Genomic DNA, 14,645 nt, shown 5'->3' on the forward strand with positions numbered 1-14,645 from the left:
CACTACAACGACCGCATTCGACTCGCCCGACTGCGCGTTCGTCTTCCGTATATAACTCCTTCGACGGTTCGCTCGGCGGGGCGAGCCGGATTCCGGTATTAAGTGGGCGTGGTGAGAACCTGCGGGGTACCGATGCCGCCCTCCGACGCTCTCGACCACGGCCGCCGCCGCTTTCTCAAGACCGGCGGTGCGACGCTCACCGTCGGACTGACGACCGCACTCGCTGGCTGTCAGTCGGGTATCCCCCCGCTCAGTGGCCAGTTGAACTTCGGCCGCATCGACGCCCCGCAACCGACCGCTGACGGCTACACCCGGTGGGTGCCCGCTGCCGCGGCGAGCCCGACGAGTGACGACGCCGACGAGGACGACGGGGTCGACCACGTCTGGCACGCACAGCCGGCACGGCTCACCGAGTCGCCGTTCGGCGCCGCCTCCCTGCCGGTGGGCATCACGACCGGGCGTCTCGACCACTTCGGTGTCGGCTACCGGACCTACGAGCGTGCAGTCACGGCCCTCTCGTCGTCGGTCACCATCGCTGTCGGTGGCTTCGACCGGACGACTGTCGCCGACGCGGTCGACGGAACCGGCTACGAGGAACGTGGCGGGTACCGGGGCTGGGCGACCTACGGCCGCGACGACCTCCCGCGGAGCGTCGCGGTCGACGATAGCGTCCTGGTCTACGCACAGAGCGGCACTGACGAACCCGACACAGCCCGCCGGCGCGTCGAGACGACCATCGACGCCGGCGAGGGACGAGTGCCCCGCCAGACCGAGGCCGAACCCGCGTTCGCCACGCTGGTCGAACGAGCGGCGAGTCGACCCGGGAACTGGCTAGGCGTGTCCCCGTTCGGCGGGGTCGCCGGGTCGGACGGCCCCGAACTGGACTCGCTGGCCACGAGCTCGATCTCGTGGGACTTCGACGACGAGGCGGTCTACTTCGTCTACGACCTGGTCTTTCCCGAGGGGACTCAGGCGCCCGAGCGGGCGATCAAGGACTCGCTCCGGGGTCAGCGACGCGCCGTCGAATCCTCGCTGATCGACATCGAGACCGACGGGCGGTTCGCGAGGGTCGAACTCCGCCGGCCCGCGCGGACGGTCGACTCGAGCGGGCGCGGCGACGGCCACCCGCAGATCACGTGGGGCGTCGAGTACGACCGCACGAGCCAGCAGGTCACGGTCCGCCACGAGGCCGGCGAGACGGCGGACGCGGCGCGGCTGTCGATCGGGAACGTCGCACCTGAGGCGACGCCGTTCGCCAAGTTCGACCGGTTCGAGCCGGGCGACAGCGTGACGGTTCAGGTCGAGGACTCGGGTGGACTTCCGTTGCGGGTCGTCTACACGAGTCCGGACGGCGACTCGTCGATGACGCTGTTCTCCTACGACCCGGCGGAGGAAGATGCATGAGAGCACAGCCAGCGATTCGCGGGGCACTGCCCCGCCGACGGGCGCGACGGATCGGAGGGGAGTGTGAGTGACGACCCCGACCTCGAGACCGTCGCCGAACTCCTCGACGACGCGTACGCCCGCGAAATCCTCACGGCCACGAGCATCGAACCCATGACCGCGAACCGACTGAGCGAGCGCTGCGACGCCTCGCGCTCGACCGTCTACCGTCGCACCGAGCGTCTCGTCGACGCCGGCCTGCTCGGCGAGCGTACCCGTCCGCGAGCCGACGGCCACCACGACACCGTCTACTACGCGACACTCGACAGTGTCGAGGTCCGGCTGCGGGACGGCGAACTGCACGTCGAGGTCGACCGCGTGCGCGGCGACCTCGCCGACGGCCTCACCGCGCTCTGGGAGAACCTATGAGGGTCGCCGGATTCAATCCCATCCAGCTTGCGGCGACCCTCGCGGCCGCCGGCACGGCCCTCGTTGGCCTGTTCATCGCGTATCACGCCTACCGCGGCCTGCGACGCAACGACAGCCGGGCGATGTGGTACCTCTCGGCCGGCCTCATCCTCGTGTTCGGCGTCACGTACGTCGTCGCGCTGGCCGGTCAGGGACTGATCACCGCCCGCGTCCTCCCCCTGCGATACCGCGACGCCTTCCGGCTCGGCGTCCGGCTCCTCCAGCTCGCCGGCCTGCTCTCTATCGCCTACTCGATGCAGTTGGCCGCGAGCGCGCCCGACGAGCAGGTTCGAAAGGACTAATCGCCGGCGAGCAGAAGCGCCACGCATGGCCGAGGACGAGGAACCCGAAGAAGAAGAGGAACCCGCCGTCGAACTGGGCGAGGGCGAATCGGTCGAGGGCGTCCCGCTCGCGCAGGTGTCGGCCCGGCTGATGTGGGGCATCGAGGAGAGCGAACTCCGGCGCCGCGAGGGCGACACCGTCATTCGCACGCCGGACGGCCCCCGCGAACTCGGCGACGTACTCGACGAGGTCGATATCCCCTACTTCGAGAAGCGACAGGAGTTCGAGGACGCGGTCCGCGAGGTCGTCGGCACCGGCCCGGTTCCGACCGAGTGACGGTCCCCAGCGGCCACCGTTTCACGGACCTCGCGGCTCAGATGTCCAAGTCCGGCGTGGGGAACGCTCCCTCGTCGACTTCGGGGTCGTACTCCCGGATAGCCGCGAGGACGAGGTCGAGCGTCCCCTCGGGGCTCCACCGAGCGGTGTTTATCGAGAGGTCGTAGATCGACCGGTCGGTGATGTCGATGTCGTAGTAGGACTCGTAGCGGTCGGCCTCGATGACCTCCCGGACGAGCATCTCGGCGCGGCCCTCCTCGCGGTCGCTGGTCCGTTCGACCCGGACCTCCTCCGGGGCGTCGAGCCAGATCCGGAGGTCGGCGCGGTTCCCGGCGAGCCAGCCCGCGAGCCGGGATTCGAGGACGAACGCCTTGTTCGCGGTCCCCCACTTCTCCGCGATGGTCTGGAGCCGGCGGTCGAGCGCCCGGTCGATCTCGTCGGACTCGCCTGCTTTCGCCCCCAGTTGGTTGAGGCTCATGTCGCGGTCCTCGGCGATCTCCCGGAACACCTCGCCGCCGGAGGCGAAGCCACAGTCGAGCGTCTCGGCCAGCCCCTTCGCGAGCGTGGTGCCGCCACACCCCGGCGGCCCCGAAATCGTGATGAACAGGTTCGTCTCGCTCAACGTCCGTTCGCTCGGCGCGGCCTCTGACATATGGCGTGGCATTGACAGCGGGCGCGGATAAGGTCGGGGGGACCCGACGGGACCGCGACCCCGTACCGTGACGGCAGGCTTTTGCCCTTCGCACAATTCTATATGGGTATGACGCTCCCGATTGATCCGGCGACACTGGACTCCGACGACTTCGGCGAGAAGCAGGCCGTCCTGGAGATGGGCCACGAAGAAGCGATCGAACACACCCGCGAAGTGTTTGCGGACGCGGGCTTCGGCGTGGCGGTCGAGTTCTCCGTTTCGGACATGCTCGCGGAGAAGATCGACGCGAACCGCGACCCGTACTACGTGCTCGGTGCGTGCAATCCCGAGGTGGCCGACCGGGCGCTCGACGAGTGTATGCAACTCGGCGGGCTGATGCCGTGTAACGTCGTCGTCTGGGAGGAAGAGCCCGGTCGACAGCGGGTCTATCACCTCTCGATCATGAAAGTCGCGCGCCTGGTCGGCATGGCCGAGGACGACGAGGCCTGGCAGGACATCGTCGACACGACCGGCGAACTGGTCGAAGAGGCGTTCGAGAACCTCTGAGGCGTCACGAGAAGTCGCTCAACTGCGCCTGCAGACCCGAGACCATCCCCGATTTCCGGCGCAACTCGGCCAGCGAGACGGGGAAGTGCGGCGCGAGGTCGCGGATGGCGTCGTGGAACGACTCGGCGACGCCGTGCTCGCCGTCGAAGGCGTGCCGTATCCCCTCGCGGATCTGCCAGACGCCGACGGGCGCCCAGTACTCCGGCGAGGCGTGCCGGACGACGAGGACCTTCGCCTGCCGGCCTCGCTCTTCGAGATGTTCGAGGACGCCGAGCCGCGTGGCGTAGTAGGCGCCGGAGGTCTCGTCGACGTAGGCGGTCCGTCCCTCGTAGCCCTCGCTGTCGGCGGCCATGTACATCCCCGCGTCGGGGTCGGGGTTCCAGATGCTCCCCGGGGCTTTCAGCTCCACCAGCTCGAACTCCCACTTGCCGGGGGTCATGATGATCCAGTAGGCGTTGCCCATGTAGTCGTTGCGCCGGACCTCCGTCTGGTCGATGCTCGGGGCGTTGCGGATGCCCCCGCGGAGGTACTGGGAAACGGTGTCGTCGACGGCGGTGATCGACCAGCGCGTGGGGACGAGTCGGCGGTTCTCGCCACGACCGAGCGCGCCCGCCGAGAGGATCTCCTTGATGTCGTACACGTCGAACCCGCGGCGGTAGAGGTAGGTGATGGCGCCCTCGGCCTGCCAGTCGTCGTCTTCGAGGGTCTTCTCGACGGCCCTGGGCACGGAGGGGTTCTCCGCGAGGTCGGCCGACCGCGCCCTGGCCCGTGGCCCGCGCGGCGCGCCGATGTCGTCGACGTCCACGTCGAGGTCCGGCTCGCCGTCGAGCCCGATCTCCACGTCGACCGGACTGTCCGCGATGGCGACCTCGCGCTGGGTGCCGACGAAGCCGTCCCAGACGTCGTTCACGTCCACGCTGGCAGAGCGCGTGGAGTTCAACAGACCCGTCCGGCGCTGGAACACGTCGTCGATGGAGTAGCCCTGCTGGTACCACTCGCCGCTGGTGACGAAGTCGGTGGGGTCGGTGTCGGGGCCGCCGACCGGCGACAGCACCCCGGTCGAGACGTTCGGGTAGTTCGAGCGGCCGACGAAGATGGAGGGCGCGGTGGAACCGAAGAGCGAGTCCCCCTGGACGGTCTCGTCGAGCTGTTGCTCCACGTCGTCCAGGTACTCGGTGATGGCGTAGGACTTCTCCTCGGCGAGGCGCCGGAGGTCGGCGGCCTCGTCGCGCTGGAAGTCGTCGATGAACTCGTCGAGCCGCATCTACCGGGCGTTGGTCGTTCGCCGGTATGAATCTTCAGGTGCGGCGCTCGCGTCGCGAGCGACGAAAAGCGGGCAGCGGCTCTAGCTGTGGATGCCCATCGCCTCGATCTGTTCCTGATAGCGGTTCCGGATGGTGACCTCGGTGACCTGAGCAACGTCGGCGACCTCCCGCTGGGTCTTTTTCTCGTTGCAGAGCAGGGAGGCGGCGTAGATGGCGGCGGCGGCGTAGCCCGTCGGGGATTTCCCCGAGAGGAGCCCCTTCTCGGCGGTGGTCTCGATGATCTCGTTGGCCTTGGTCTGGACTTCCTCGCTGAGTTCGAGTTCGGAACAGAAGCGGGGGACGTACTTCTTGGGGTCGACCGGCTCCATCTCCAGGCCGAGTTCCTGTGAGATGTAGCGATAGGTACGGCCGATCTCCTTGCGTTCGACGCGGGAGACCTCCGAAATCTCCTCCAGCGAGCGCGGAATCCCCTCCTTCCGGCAGGCGGCATACAGCGCAGAGGTAGCGACGCCCTCGATGGACCGGCCGCGGATCAGGTCCTCGCTGAGGGCGCGTCGGTAGATGACGGAGGCGACCTCACGAACCGAACGGGGGACGCCCAGGGCGGAGGCCATGCGGTCGATCTCCGAGAGCGCGAACTGGAGGTTGCGTTCGCCGGCGTCTTTCGTGCGGATGCGTTCCTGCCACTTCCGCAGACGGTGCATCTGCGAGCGTTTCTTCGAGGAAATCGAACGGCCGTAGGCGTCCTTGTCCTTCCAGTCGATGGTCGTCGTCAGCCCCTTGTCGTGCATCGTCTTCGTCGTCGGTGCCCCGACGCGGGACTTGTTCTGGCGCTCCTGATGATTGAACGCCCGCCACTCGGGCCCCGGGTCGATGTTCCCCTCCTCGACGACGAGCCCACAGTCGTCACAGATCAACTCCCCGCGGTCCGCGTCCTTCACTAACTCCTCGGACTCACACTCCGGACAGGTGCGCACACCCTCGCTGTCCGCTCGTTCACTCTCGGATTCGCGCTCGCGCTCCCGCTGACGGGTGGACCGTGTCATCGCACTTTTATGATAGTAGCGTGGTCGGACTTAAATTCTTGGACAAATACTTTATGGTTTCCGGTGAGGCGTCAGACGTTACGCCGGGCGGCGGTTCGAGCCGAGTCGCGGGTTTCGGGCCGAAACCGGTACCGGTTACGCCGCTACGGGACCACAAGCGGTAACTCCGGGCGGCGATTGGCTGGGTGTAATGCCGGTCATCGAGTGTGACCCGTCCGCGGCGCGGGAGCGACTGGAAGCCGCCGGTGTCGACGTCGAGACGGGGAACACGGACCACGAGCGCTGGCGGGCGAGCCACGACGGCGCGACTGCAGTGGCCTACGACGACAAGGTCGTGATCCAGGGCGAACGCCCCGAGGGGGTCGAGGCCCTGCTCCGCGACGGAGGTGGACGTGCCCACGTGTACTTCGACGGTGCCGCCCGGGGAAACCCCGGGCCGGCGGCCGTCGGGTGGGTGATCGTCACGGGCGACGGCATCGCGACCGAGGGCAACCGGACCATCGGGCGGGCGACGAACAACCGCGCCGAGTACGAGGCGCTGGTCGCGGCCCTGGAGGTCGCCCGCGACTACGGCTTCGACGAGGTGGAGATCCGGGGCGACTCGGAACTGATCGTCAAGCAGGTCCGCGGTGAGTACGACACCAACGACCCCGACCTGCGCGAGCGGCGGGTCCGGGTCCACGAACTCCTCCGCGAGTTCGACGACTGGTCCATCACGCACGTTCCGCGGGAGATAAACGAACGCGCCGACGAACTTGCAAACGACGCACTCGACGATGACTGAACACGACGCGGACCGACCAGACGCGGCGACGGACGACCGGGCGACGGACGACGGAGGCGACGACCGGGCAGCGGACGCGACCGAGGAGCGTTCGGCAACCGACGCGGAGCAGGAAGTCCCCCCGGACGTAATCGACGAGGTCGAGCGCCTCACGCGCCTCGCGCGGGCCGCGGTCGACGAGAACGAGGCCGCGGCCTACCGGGCGGAGCGCGACGACCTCGTTTCGACCCACGACTTCGAGGCACGGGTCCGCGAGGACGAGGCACGCGACACGCTCGTCCTCTACCCCGCGGAGTGGATCGACGAGGACGGACTGATCCGGCGCGAGCGGATCGAGGACGTGGACCGCGGTATCGAGCGGCCGCTCGAAGGGCCCGGTGTCGGTGACGACTGGGAGGAAATCGAGGCGTACAACAGCGAGGTCGTCGAGCGAGTCGCCGACGAACACGGCGAGCACCACGCCGCGAACGCCCGGGCGTTCGCCGATTTCATGGGCAACCACCGCGCCAGCCCGCTCGACGACGCGACCGACGACGATGTCGCGGAGTTCCTCGACGAGTACTACCCGCGGAACGTGTGGCCGACGGACGAACAGCGCGAAGTGGTGGCTGAATCGGTCGAACTCGCGCTCGAAACTGCCGAGTCTACTGGGCCTGTTCGATGAGGTCCTGCAGTTCCGCCGCTCGCTCGTCGTCGGTGACGAACCGGCCGAACTCCCAGGCGAACTGTTCGAGGAGCGTGTCGTGGCCCGTCTCGGTCAGCGCGTACTGGTTCGTCCGCTTGTCCAGTTCGCTCTTCTCGACCAGCCCCATCTCGACCAGCTCGTCCAAGTTCGGGTAGAGGCGACCGTGGTTGACCTCCGAGTCGTAGTAGGACTCCAGTTCGCGCTTGATCGCCAGTCCGTACCGTGGCTCCTCGGCCAGGATGGTCAGAATGTTCTGTTGAAACGCGGTGAGTTCGCTCGCGACGCCTGACTGTTCAGTGACGGTTTGTGACTCTGACATAGTTAGCTAAATGTCACCTGGCTATTTAACACTTTTTGCCCGTCGGGCAGTTTATTCGAGATTCGACCCCTCTGGGTTCGGTTTTTCACTGTCGCTCTTTCGATTCGACCAGTCCGTGTTACCACTTGGTGGCGGAACACCGACTCCGAGATGTCCGGGAAATGACTATATGTGGCGGTGCCGGATTCGGTGACTGGCGCGCCGCTCGTATGTGGTTCGATGGCCGGCTCTCGCTGGTCGTGGCTGCCGACGGGATCGGACTCAGGTCGAAAGGACTTTTGGACCGCCTGCCACAGACGCGGACGATGACGAACCTCTGGGAAGACTTGGAGACCGGACCGAACCCGCCTGAGGAGTTCTATGCAGTCGTCGAGTGTCTCAAAGGCGAGCGCAACAAGTACGAGTACGACAAGGACATCCCCGGGGTGGTGCTGGATCGAGTCCTGCACAGCAACGTCCACTACCCCAGCGACTACGGCTTCATCCCGCAGTCCTACTACGACGACGGCGACCCCTTCGACGTGCTCGTGCTCGTCGAGGACCAGACGTTCCCAGGCTGTGTCATCGAGGCCCGCCCGGTCGCGCTGATGGGCATGGACGACGACGGCGAGCAGGACGACAAGGTCATCGCCGTCCCGACCGAGGACCCCCGCTTCGACCACATCGAGGATCTCGAAGACATCCCACAGCAGGAACTCGACGAGATCGCCGAGTTCTTCGAGACCTACAAGAACCTCGAGGAGGGCAAGGAAGTCGAGACCCTCGGCTTCGAGGACAGGGACGCGGCGGAAGACGCCATCGAGCACGCGATGGACCTCTACGAAGAGAACTTCGCCTGACTGCGCCGCCGTCAGCAGTTCTCCCCGCAGGTGTCGATGCCCAGCAACCGATTCATCAGACACCGCTGGGTCACGGCGTTGAACAGCAGGGCGGCCCCGCCCGCGGCGAGCATCACCGCGAGCGTCCCGCCGAGGCCCGTTCCGGCGACCAGCGCCGCCACGCCGAGCACGATCAGAAGCGTCCCGGCCACGAATCGCAGTTGTCTGTCACGCCCGCCCACGTTCCTCGGGAGCACGTCGCTCATACCCATTGGTCGGTCGCGAGCCACAAGTGTCCCTCGCCGCGTTGGCCGCCGACGCCGCGACCGTATGCCCCGGAGTAATCCCCGCCCGTCAGCGCCATGTGTTATGATTATGGGTAATTATTTGGGTGTGAGGCCCCATCTTTCGAACATGGCGACGAAAGACACCGGCGGCATGGCGCACCTCACCGTGGTCCCGGAGAACTTCGACCCGGACGGGGCGGCCGAGCGCGACGACACCGGCACGTCGACCGGCGCCGAGTCGGCGGCCGACGAGCGGTAGCTCGCGGTATTTGCCGGTGTCTGCGACCGACGGCGTGTCAAGACGCGAAAAGAAGCTTCTTGTGGCAGTCCCCGGTAACGGTTGGTATGGGTCTGTTCGACCGACTTCGTGGTGATGGCGGCCCTCGCGTCGCCTTCTTCGGGATCGATGGGGTGCCGTACAGTATGCTCGCGGAACACTTCGACGAGTTCGAGAACCTCGCGGCCATCGCCGACGAGGGTGCCGCCGGCCCGATACAGAGCATCGTGCCGCCGGAGTCCAGCGCCTGCTGGCCGGCGCTCACGACCGGCGTCAACCCCGGTGAAACGGGCGTCTACGGCTTCCAGGACCGCGAGGTCGGCTCCTACGACACCTACGTCCCGATGGGGAGTGCCGTCCAGGCGACCCGGCTCTGGGACCGCGTCCACGACGCCGACCGGAACGCGACGGTGATGAACGTCCCCGTCACGTTCCCGCCACAGCGCGACGTCCAGCGGATGGTCTCGGGCTTTCTCTCCCCCGGCCTCGACAAGGCCGCCTACCCCGACGACCTCCGCGAGAATCTGGAGGACCTCGACTACCGCATCGACGTCAACGCCAAACTCGGCCACAAGGACGACAAGTCGGAGTTCATCCAGGACGCCCACGAGACGCTGGACAAGCGCTTCGAGGCGTTCAAGCGATACATCGAGCAGGACGACTGGGACCTGTTTTTCGGCGTCTTCATGACGACCGACCGGGTCAACCACTTCCTGTTCAAAGACTACGAGGAAAACGGCGAGTACAGGGAGGAGTTCCTCGAGTTCTATCGGAAGGTCGACCGGTATCTCGGCGAACTCCGCGACATGCTCGCCGACGACGTGACGATGGCCGTCGCCAGCGACCACGGGTTCACGTCGCTCGATTACGAGGTCCACCTCAACGAGTGGCTCGCCCAGGAGGGCTGGCTCTCCTACGAGGACGACGATCACGACGAACTCGGCGATATCGCCGACGACACGCGGGCGTACTCGCTCATCCCCGGGCGCTTCTATATCAACCTCGAGGACCGCGAACCCCGCGGTTCCGTCCCCGAGGACGAGTACGAGGGCGTGCGTGACGAACTCCGGGCCGAACTCGAAGCCCTCGAAGGCCCCGACGGGAACAAGGTCGCAGAGCGCGTCGTGACCAAGGAAGACGCCTTCCGTGGAAACCACGACGACATCGCGCCGGACCTCGTCGTCATCCCGAACCACGGTTTCGACCTCAAGGCCGGGTTCAAGGGGAGCGAGGAGGTCTTCGGCGTGGGCCCGCGCAACGGAATGCATAGCTTCGACAACGCCTGCCTGTTCGTCGACGACGAGAACGTCCGCATCGACGACGCGGACCTCTACGACATCGCGCCCTCGCTGCTGGACCTGCTCGACGTCGAGTACGACCGGACTGCCTTCGACGGTTCCAGCCTCGTGACGAACTGACCCGTTCGTACCACGTTCCCTCCGCTCAGGCCGTCTGACGGGCGTCTGACGGGTTGTTTTGAGGAGTCGCTACGTACACGCCCGCATGACTGATCTGACGAGCGTGTACGAACGGGAGGTCGGCGAGATCGCCAGCCGGAAGCGAGTCTACTTCGGGCTGGCGCTGTTCGCCGTCGGGGCGGCCATGATCGTCGCCGGCATCGCGGTCGCGACGACGGCCCTGGGCGACCGCCTCGGTCTCGGCGTCTACGAGGCCCGCGAACTCGCCGGGGTCCTCGCCGGCCTCGGCCTGCCCGCTGTCTTCATCGGCAGTTTCGTCCTGCTCCCCGCGAGCCGCCGGCTCCGCGCCGCCGCGGGCATCGGCGCTGCCCTCTCGGTGTTCGGCGTCGTCCTCTTTCGCGAGGCGTACCCCGCCCACTGGGTCGGGTCGCCGGCTCCGGTCGCGGACCTGACGCTCCCGGTCACCGCCGTCTACTTCGTCGGGATGGGTGCGACGTTCTGGTGTCTGTTCCTCGCCATCGCCAATTTCAAAACGCGCAACGACCCCGGCGGGACCGTCACCATGCAGGTCACCGAGGAGGGAACCACCGTTCTCGAGGTCTCCGGCGCCGTGCCCGGTCTCGGCGGTACCGGCTCGATGCCCGGCCTCGGGAGCGTCGGCCTCTTCGGTCGGAACCCCGACGGCGATGTGGAGACGCAGACGAACCGCGGCGAGACACAGGATCACGGCGACGACGCGCTGTACACCCGCGAGTCGGCCCCCTCGGAGACGGCCAGCCAGCCGACCGGGCCGGCGCCCGCCAGCGACGGTGGCTCGGCGACCCACCCTGCCACCGGGGGCGGTGACGCCGGGCCGTCCGCGGGCGACGACGAGGAGTTCGTCGAGGCCGCGAAGCGCCGCGGTCGGCCGGATTCGTACTGTGGCAACTGCGAGCACTTCCAGTACGTCCGCGTCGACGGCGACATCCGCCCGGCCTGCACCCTCCACGAGGAGGTCATGGACGACATGGACGCCTGCGAAGAGTGGACGCCGAACAACTAGTCGTCGCTCGCCGCTCCCGTCCCGTCCGCCGACTCCGCTTTCTTGGTCCACTTCGACTCCACGTCACGGTTCGCGACGACGAGCGTGTCCCCGTTCTCCAGCCGGAACCGGCTCTTTCGGAGGCCGATCTCGGTCAGGACGCCCGTCCCGGCGCTGGCGATTACGGTGTCACCGGGGTTGAAATCGGCGTCCCGGAGGAGGTAGACGCCGGCGACGGTGTCCTCGATCATCTCCGAGAGGGCATAGGAGATGCCGAGCGCGATGAAGCCGGCGGCAGTGCCGAGACTCGCCGCGAGACCGCCGAGGCCGACGATGGAGAGCAGTGTGAGGCCGACGCCGAACCAGAGGAAGATACTGACGACGATGACGATGAAATCCACGATGAGCCGTTGTTCGGTGGGGTAGGCCCGGCCGAGTATCGACCGGAGGACGGCCTGGATGATCCTGATCGCGACGTACGCGAGCGTGAGGAACACGAGGCCGGCGAGCAACTCCGGGACCGCGCCGACGATCCCCCGGACGAACTCGTTGAGCGACCGTTCGAGGGTGGCGGTGAATCCTGCCATGGTGTCCGTCATCACCAACCGACGGCGCTCACATAGGGATTTTCCCCGCGCGGATACCGACGATTCTCGTCGCATCCGACGGGATTATAACGCCGTCCCGAGTAGGGGTGGGAATACAATGGAGTTCTGTGACGAGTGCGGCTCTATGATGAAGACCGAAGACGGCGTGTGGGTCTGTGGGAGCTGCGGCGCCGAGAAGGCGCGGGATACACAGAAGGAAGCGGCGATGACCTCCACGCAGTCCCAGGAGGAAAGCGAAGTGATCGACACCTCCGAGGTCAGCGCCGAGGACATGGGCCCGACGACCGATGCCCGCTGTCCCGAGTGTGGCAACGACCGCGCGTTCTGGGAGATGAAACAGATCCGGGCCGCGGACGAGAGCGAGACGCGGTTTTTCACCTGTACCGAGTGCGAGCACAAGTGGCGTGAAGACGACCACTGACAGATGAGCGGCGACGCCGGCCGGTTCCCGGCCGTCCCCGACGGCCGGCTCGACGGCTGGACCCGGACCGACGCGTTCTCCGAGACCGTCTTCGAACTCTCCGCTGTCAGCGTCGAGGGTCACACGGTTATCTACGAGGACGACCGCCTCCGGACGGCCGTTCGCGAGGCGACCGGCGTCGACCGGATGTGGCGCTTCTTCTTCGCGACCCGGCTGGAGTTCTCGCCGCCGCTCCCGCCCGGCGTCGGTCCCATGGCCGTCTTCTCGACGGTCGCATCCCAGGCCGACGACCGGTTCGTCGACATCCTCGCCGAGCGGGGGTTTCGCTCGGTCTCACGGGGCCGCCGCGAGCGCGTCCGTGTCGAGACCGGCGGCCGCGCACGGCTCCGGAAGTACACCGCCGTCCTCGACGTCGATGCCGGCGACGACGCTATCGACCTCCAGACCGCGGGTATGCTCGCGGTCTGGACCGTCGATGGGGAGTTCCGGCTCGCCGGCGGCGCGTATCCGTCGCGGCCGCTCGCGGACGTACTACGAATCGAGGACTCCGGGGTCGACGAATTGACCGCCGCCGGCGAGAATCGGTTCCGTGAGGACCTGCTCGGGGTGATCCGAGCGGTCCGGTGACTCACGGCGCGCGCAGCACTGCGGCCCCGACGCCGCGAGCGTGTAGCCTGACCGGTCCGAGACCGAGACGGGCGGCCAGCGGCCCCGGCGTGGCGTCCGCGCCGACCGTCGCGATCCGACTGCGCCCGACCACGACCGCCGCGGTCAGGCCGGCGGCATCCAGCAGGCTCGCGACCCTGCCGAACCGACCCGACTCCCGCCGGACGAGCGCGAGCGCCGCCCGGAGCGACGGCAGTTCGACCCGGAGCAGGTCAGTGAACGACGACACCGACAGCGCCGTTCCGTCGACGGTGACGGTGAGGTCACTCGACACGCTCAGTCCAGGGCCGGCACGGAGGCGGTGCTCGATCTCCGCGAGGGGTCCGCCGGTGGCGGTCCGCGACTCACTCACGGGTCTCAGTCCTGTTCGGTGGTGGTGATCTTGAGGGTCCCGTCGATCTCCCAGTGGGCGTGCTCGGCGTCCTCGCCCGCCTTGCTCGGCACCGCGATCTCCAGGTCTTCGAACTCGTAGGTGATCCGTGCGCCGCGGCCCGTCAGTCGGTCGTAGAGGCTGATCGCCAGTTCCGGCCAGGTCGTCGTCTCGTCGATACGGTCGTCTGTCGACTCGGTTTCTGCGTCACTCATGATGCGGCATCTAGTTGGGCGACTGGAACTTATACCTGTGGGGCGGTCACTCCAGTCGCGCGAACGTCAGATACCCGGTGTGGCCGACGCCAGCCGTCGAGGGACGCGAGCCGCGGTCGTCGAAGTCCATCTCGCGCTGGATGGTTTCGAGCGTCTCGATCCCGGCGAGGCCGGCCGCCCGGGCCGCCTCGACCACGTCCCGCGTGGCTTCGACGAACGGCGAGTAGACGGCGACGTGGCCGCCTCGGACCAGCAGGTCGGGGGTGCGCTCGACCACGGCGGCGGCGTCGGCGGTGTCGAGCGTCACCGCGTCGAACCCCTCGCCGTCCGCCAGGTCGTCGAGGTCCTCCGTCAGGTCGCCGGTCCGCACGTCGACGAGGTCGTCGACGCCCGCCAGCGCCATGTTCTCGCGGGCGACGTCGGCGAACTCGGCGTCCTGTTCGTAGGTCGTGACCGACGCGCCGGCACGGCCCATGTACGCCGAGAGGACGCCGGTACCGGTGCCGGCGTCGAGGACGTGGTCGCTGCCGCCGATGCCAGTGTGGCCGAGGACGAGGCCGACGTCCCGCGGGAGCATGGGCGCGCCCGTGCGCTCGAAGTGATTGAAGAGGTCCGGGCCGCGAAGTGCCCGGACGACGAACGTCTCCTCGAGGTGCGTGTCGACCTCGTCGCCGGGGGCGGCGTCCGCGGGGACCTCCAGCACGCCGAGGTCGGTTTCGAGGGTCTCGCCGCGCTCCAGCAGGTATTCGCGGTCGTCCCGGACCAGGAGAACGGCCAC

The 14,645-nt window shown here is 67.5% G+C and carries 22 protein-coding genes; 13 read left to right on the forward strand and 9 right to left on the reverse strand.

Translation table 11 applies throughout. The annotated features are described in order from the left end of the window. Nucleotides 1–132: 132 nt before the first annotated feature. The 4 genes from MUG96_RS05390 to MUG96_RS05405 all read left to right on the forward strand — a co-directional run bounded on the left by MUG96_RS05390 (nucleotide 133) and on the right by MUG96_RS05405 (nucleotide 2,469). Complete coding sequence (locus tag MUG96_RS05390; protein WP_246987205.1) at nucleotides 133–1,404, forward strand: hypothetical protein; 1,272 nt, start codon at nucleotides 133–135, stop codon at nucleotides 1,402–1,404. A 63-nt stretch (nucleotides 1,405–1,467) separates the two neighbouring features. Next, nucleotides 1,468–1,812 (forward strand): winged helix-turn-helix domain-containing protein, encoded by a 345-nt coding sequence (locus MUG96_RS05395; protein ID WP_246987207.1) that lies wholly within the window; start codon nucleotides 1,468–1,470, stop codon nucleotides 1,810–1,812. Next, on the forward strand, nucleotides 1,809–2,153 hold the full coding sequence (locus MUG96_RS05400; protein ID WP_246987209.1) for a DUF7521 family protein: 345 nt from the start codon (nucleotides 1,809–1,811) through the stop codon (nucleotides 2,151–2,153). The genes MUG96_RS05395 and MUG96_RS05400 overlap by 4 nt, the downstream gene beginning before the upstream one ends. Nucleotides 2,154–2,178: 25 nt before the next feature. Further along, nucleotides 2,179–2,469 carry a DUF5789 family protein gene (locus MUG96_RS05405; RefSeq protein ID WP_246987211.1) on the forward strand — a complete coding sequence of 97 codons (291 nt, stop codon included), beginning with the start codon at nucleotides 2,179–2,181 and terminating at the stop codon, nucleotides 2,467–2,469. A gap of 37 nt (nucleotides 2,470–2,506) precedes the next feature. Here the strand turns inward: MUG96_RS05405 and cmk are convergent, their stop codons facing one another. Beyond that, nucleotides 2,507–3,121: a (d)CMP kinase gene (gene cmk, locus MUG96_RS05410; RefSeq protein WP_373222091.1), complete on the reverse strand. Its 615-nt coding sequence runs from the start codon at nucleotides 3,119–3,121 to the stop codon at nucleotides 2,507–2,509. Between the two features lie 108 nt (nucleotides 3,122–3,229). On the opposite strand from cmk, the gene MUG96_RS05415 reads away from it, so the two are divergent. Then, nucleotides 3,230–3,667: a DUF302 domain-containing protein gene (locus MUG96_RS05415; RefSeq protein WP_246987213.1), complete on the forward strand. Its 438-nt coding sequence runs from the start codon at nucleotides 3,230–3,232 to the stop codon at nucleotides 3,665–3,667. Nucleotides 3,668–3,671: 4 nt separating this feature from the next. On the opposite strand, the gene nreA is transcribed toward MUG96_RS05415, so the two are convergent. Then, the gene (nreA, locus tag MUG96_RS05420; RefSeq protein ID WP_246987215.1) at nucleotides 3,672–4,931 is read right to left on the reverse strand and encodes a DNA repair protein NreA; all 1,260 of its coding nucleotides are present in this window, start codon (nucleotides 4,929–4,931) and stop codon (nucleotides 3,672–3,674) included. Between the two features lie 81 nt (nucleotides 4,932–5,012). After that, a complete protein-coding gene (locus MUG96_RS05425) occupies nucleotides 5,013–5,978 on the reverse strand; it encodes a transcription initiation factor IIB (protein WP_246987217.1) in 966 nt (321 codons plus the stop codon). Nucleotides 5,979–6,168: 190 nt separating this feature from the next. On the opposite strand from MUG96_RS05425, the gene rnhA reads away from it, so the two are divergent. Together rnhA and MUG96_RS05435 are read left to right on the forward strand one after the other, a co-directional pair. Next, the gene (gene rnhA, locus MUG96_RS05430; RefSeq protein ID WP_246987219.1) at nucleotides 6,169–6,762 is read left to right on the forward strand and encodes a ribonuclease HI; all 594 of its coding nucleotides are present in this window, start codon (nucleotides 6,169–6,171) and stop codon (nucleotides 6,760–6,762) included. Then, a complete protein-coding gene (locus tag MUG96_RS05435) occupies nucleotides 6,755–7,426 on the forward strand; it encodes a DUF7108 family protein (protein WP_246987221.1) in 672 nt (223 codons plus the stop codon). The genes rnhA and MUG96_RS05435 overlap by 8 nt, the downstream gene beginning before the upstream one ends. On the opposite strand, the gene MUG96_RS05440 is transcribed toward MUG96_RS05435, so the two are convergent. Continuing rightward, nucleotides 7,407–7,766 carry a PadR family transcriptional regulator gene (locus MUG96_RS05440; protein WP_246987223.1) on the reverse strand — a complete coding sequence of 120 codons (360 nt, stop codon included), beginning with the start codon at nucleotides 7,764–7,766 and terminating at the stop codon, nucleotides 7,407–7,409. The two genes, MUG96_RS05435 and MUG96_RS05440, sit on opposite strands and share 20 nt — an antisense overlap. 305 nt (nucleotides 7,767–8,071) lie before the next feature. Here MUG96_RS05440 and MUG96_RS05445 point away from each other — a divergent pair, with 305 nt between their 5' ends. Next, nucleotides 8,072–8,605 (forward strand): inorganic diphosphatase, encoded by a 534-nt coding sequence (locus tag MUG96_RS05445; RefSeq protein ID WP_246988631.1) that lies wholly within the window; start codon nucleotides 8,072–8,074, stop codon nucleotides 8,603–8,605. A gap of 11 nt (nucleotides 8,606–8,616) precedes the next feature. Here the strand turns inward: MUG96_RS05445 and MUG96_RS05450 are convergent, their stop codons facing one another. Further along, on the reverse strand, nucleotides 8,617–8,850 hold the full coding sequence (locus MUG96_RS05450) for a YgaP family membrane protein (RefSeq protein WP_246987225.1): 234 nt from the start codon (nucleotides 8,848–8,850) through the stop codon (nucleotides 8,617–8,619). A gap of 148 nt (nucleotides 8,851–8,998) precedes the next feature. On the opposite strand from MUG96_RS05450, the gene MUG96_RS24115 reads away from it, so the two are divergent. The 3 genes from MUG96_RS24115 (at nucleotide 8,999) to MUG96_RS05460 (ending at nucleotide 11,608) form a co-directional block, all read left to right on the forward strand. Beyond that, nucleotides 8,999–9,130: a hypothetical protein gene (locus tag MUG96_RS24115; protein WP_256465432.1), complete on the forward strand. Its 132-nt coding sequence runs from the start codon at nucleotides 8,999–9,001 to the stop codon at nucleotides 9,128–9,130. A gap of 86 nt (nucleotides 9,131–9,216) precedes the next feature. Beyond that, the gene (locus MUG96_RS05455; protein ID WP_246987226.1) at nucleotides 9,217–10,566 is read left to right on the forward strand and encodes an alkaline phosphatase family protein; all 1,350 of its coding nucleotides are present in this window, start codon (nucleotides 9,217–9,219) and stop codon (nucleotides 10,564–10,566) included. Nucleotides 10,567–10,651: 85 nt separating this feature from the next. Further along, nucleotides 10,652–11,608, forward strand: a complete 957-nt coding sequence (locus tag MUG96_RS05460; RefSeq protein ID WP_246987229.1) for a cell division protein CdpA domain-containing protein — start codon at nucleotides 10,652–10,654, stop codon at nucleotides 11,606–11,608. On the opposite strand, the gene MUG96_RS05465 is transcribed toward MUG96_RS05460, so the two are convergent. Next, on the reverse strand, nucleotides 11,605–12,186 hold the full coding sequence (locus MUG96_RS05465; RefSeq protein ID WP_246987230.1) for a mechanosensitive ion channel domain-containing protein: 582 nt from the start codon (nucleotides 12,184–12,186) through the stop codon (nucleotides 11,605–11,607). The genes MUG96_RS05460 and MUG96_RS05465 overlap by 4 nt on opposite strands. Nucleotides 12,187–12,292: 106 nt before the next feature. Between MUG96_RS05465 and MUG96_RS05470 the strand changes: the two genes are divergently transcribed. After that, nucleotides 12,293–12,616: a transcription factor S gene (locus tag MUG96_RS05470; protein ID WP_246987232.1), complete on the forward strand. Its 324-nt coding sequence runs from the start codon at nucleotides 12,293–12,295 to the stop codon at nucleotides 12,614–12,616. A gap of 3 nt (nucleotides 12,617–12,619) precedes the next feature. Then, nucleotides 12,620–13,243, forward strand: coding sequence for a DUF6517 family protein (locus MUG96_RS05475; protein ID WP_246987234.1), 624 nt, complete (start codon nucleotides 12,620–12,622; stop codon nucleotides 13,241–13,243). 1 nt (nucleotide 13,244) lies between these two features. Here MUG96_RS05475 and MUG96_RS05480 read toward each other — a convergent pair whose 3' ends face one another. The 3 genes from MUG96_RS05480 to MUG96_RS05490 are packed head-to-tail and all read right to left on the reverse strand — an operon-like array spanning nucleotide 13,245 to nucleotide 14,645. After that, nucleotides 13,245–13,634 carry a hypothetical protein gene (locus tag MUG96_RS05480; RefSeq protein ID WP_246987236.1) on the reverse strand — a complete coding sequence of 130 codons (390 nt, stop codon included), beginning with the start codon at nucleotides 13,632–13,634 and terminating at the stop codon, nucleotides 13,245–13,247. 5 nt (nucleotides 13,635–13,639) lie between these two features. Beyond that, nucleotides 13,640–13,867 carry a hypothetical protein gene (locus MUG96_RS05485; protein WP_246987238.1) on the reverse strand — a complete coding sequence of 76 codons (228 nt, stop codon included), beginning with the start codon at nucleotides 13,865–13,867 and terminating at the stop codon, nucleotides 13,640–13,642. 46 nt (nucleotides 13,868–13,913) lie between these two features. Next, the gene (locus MUG96_RS05490; RefSeq protein ID WP_246987239.1) at nucleotides 13,914–14,645 is read right to left on the reverse strand and encodes a methyltransferase domain-containing protein; all 732 of its coding nucleotides are present in this window, start codon (nucleotides 14,643–14,645) and stop codon (nucleotides 13,914–13,916) included.

It is taken from the genome of Halorientalis marina (assembly GCF_023028345.1).
Lineage (GTDB): Archaea > Halobacteriota > Halobacteria > Halobacteriales > Haloarculaceae > Halorientalis > Halorientalis marina.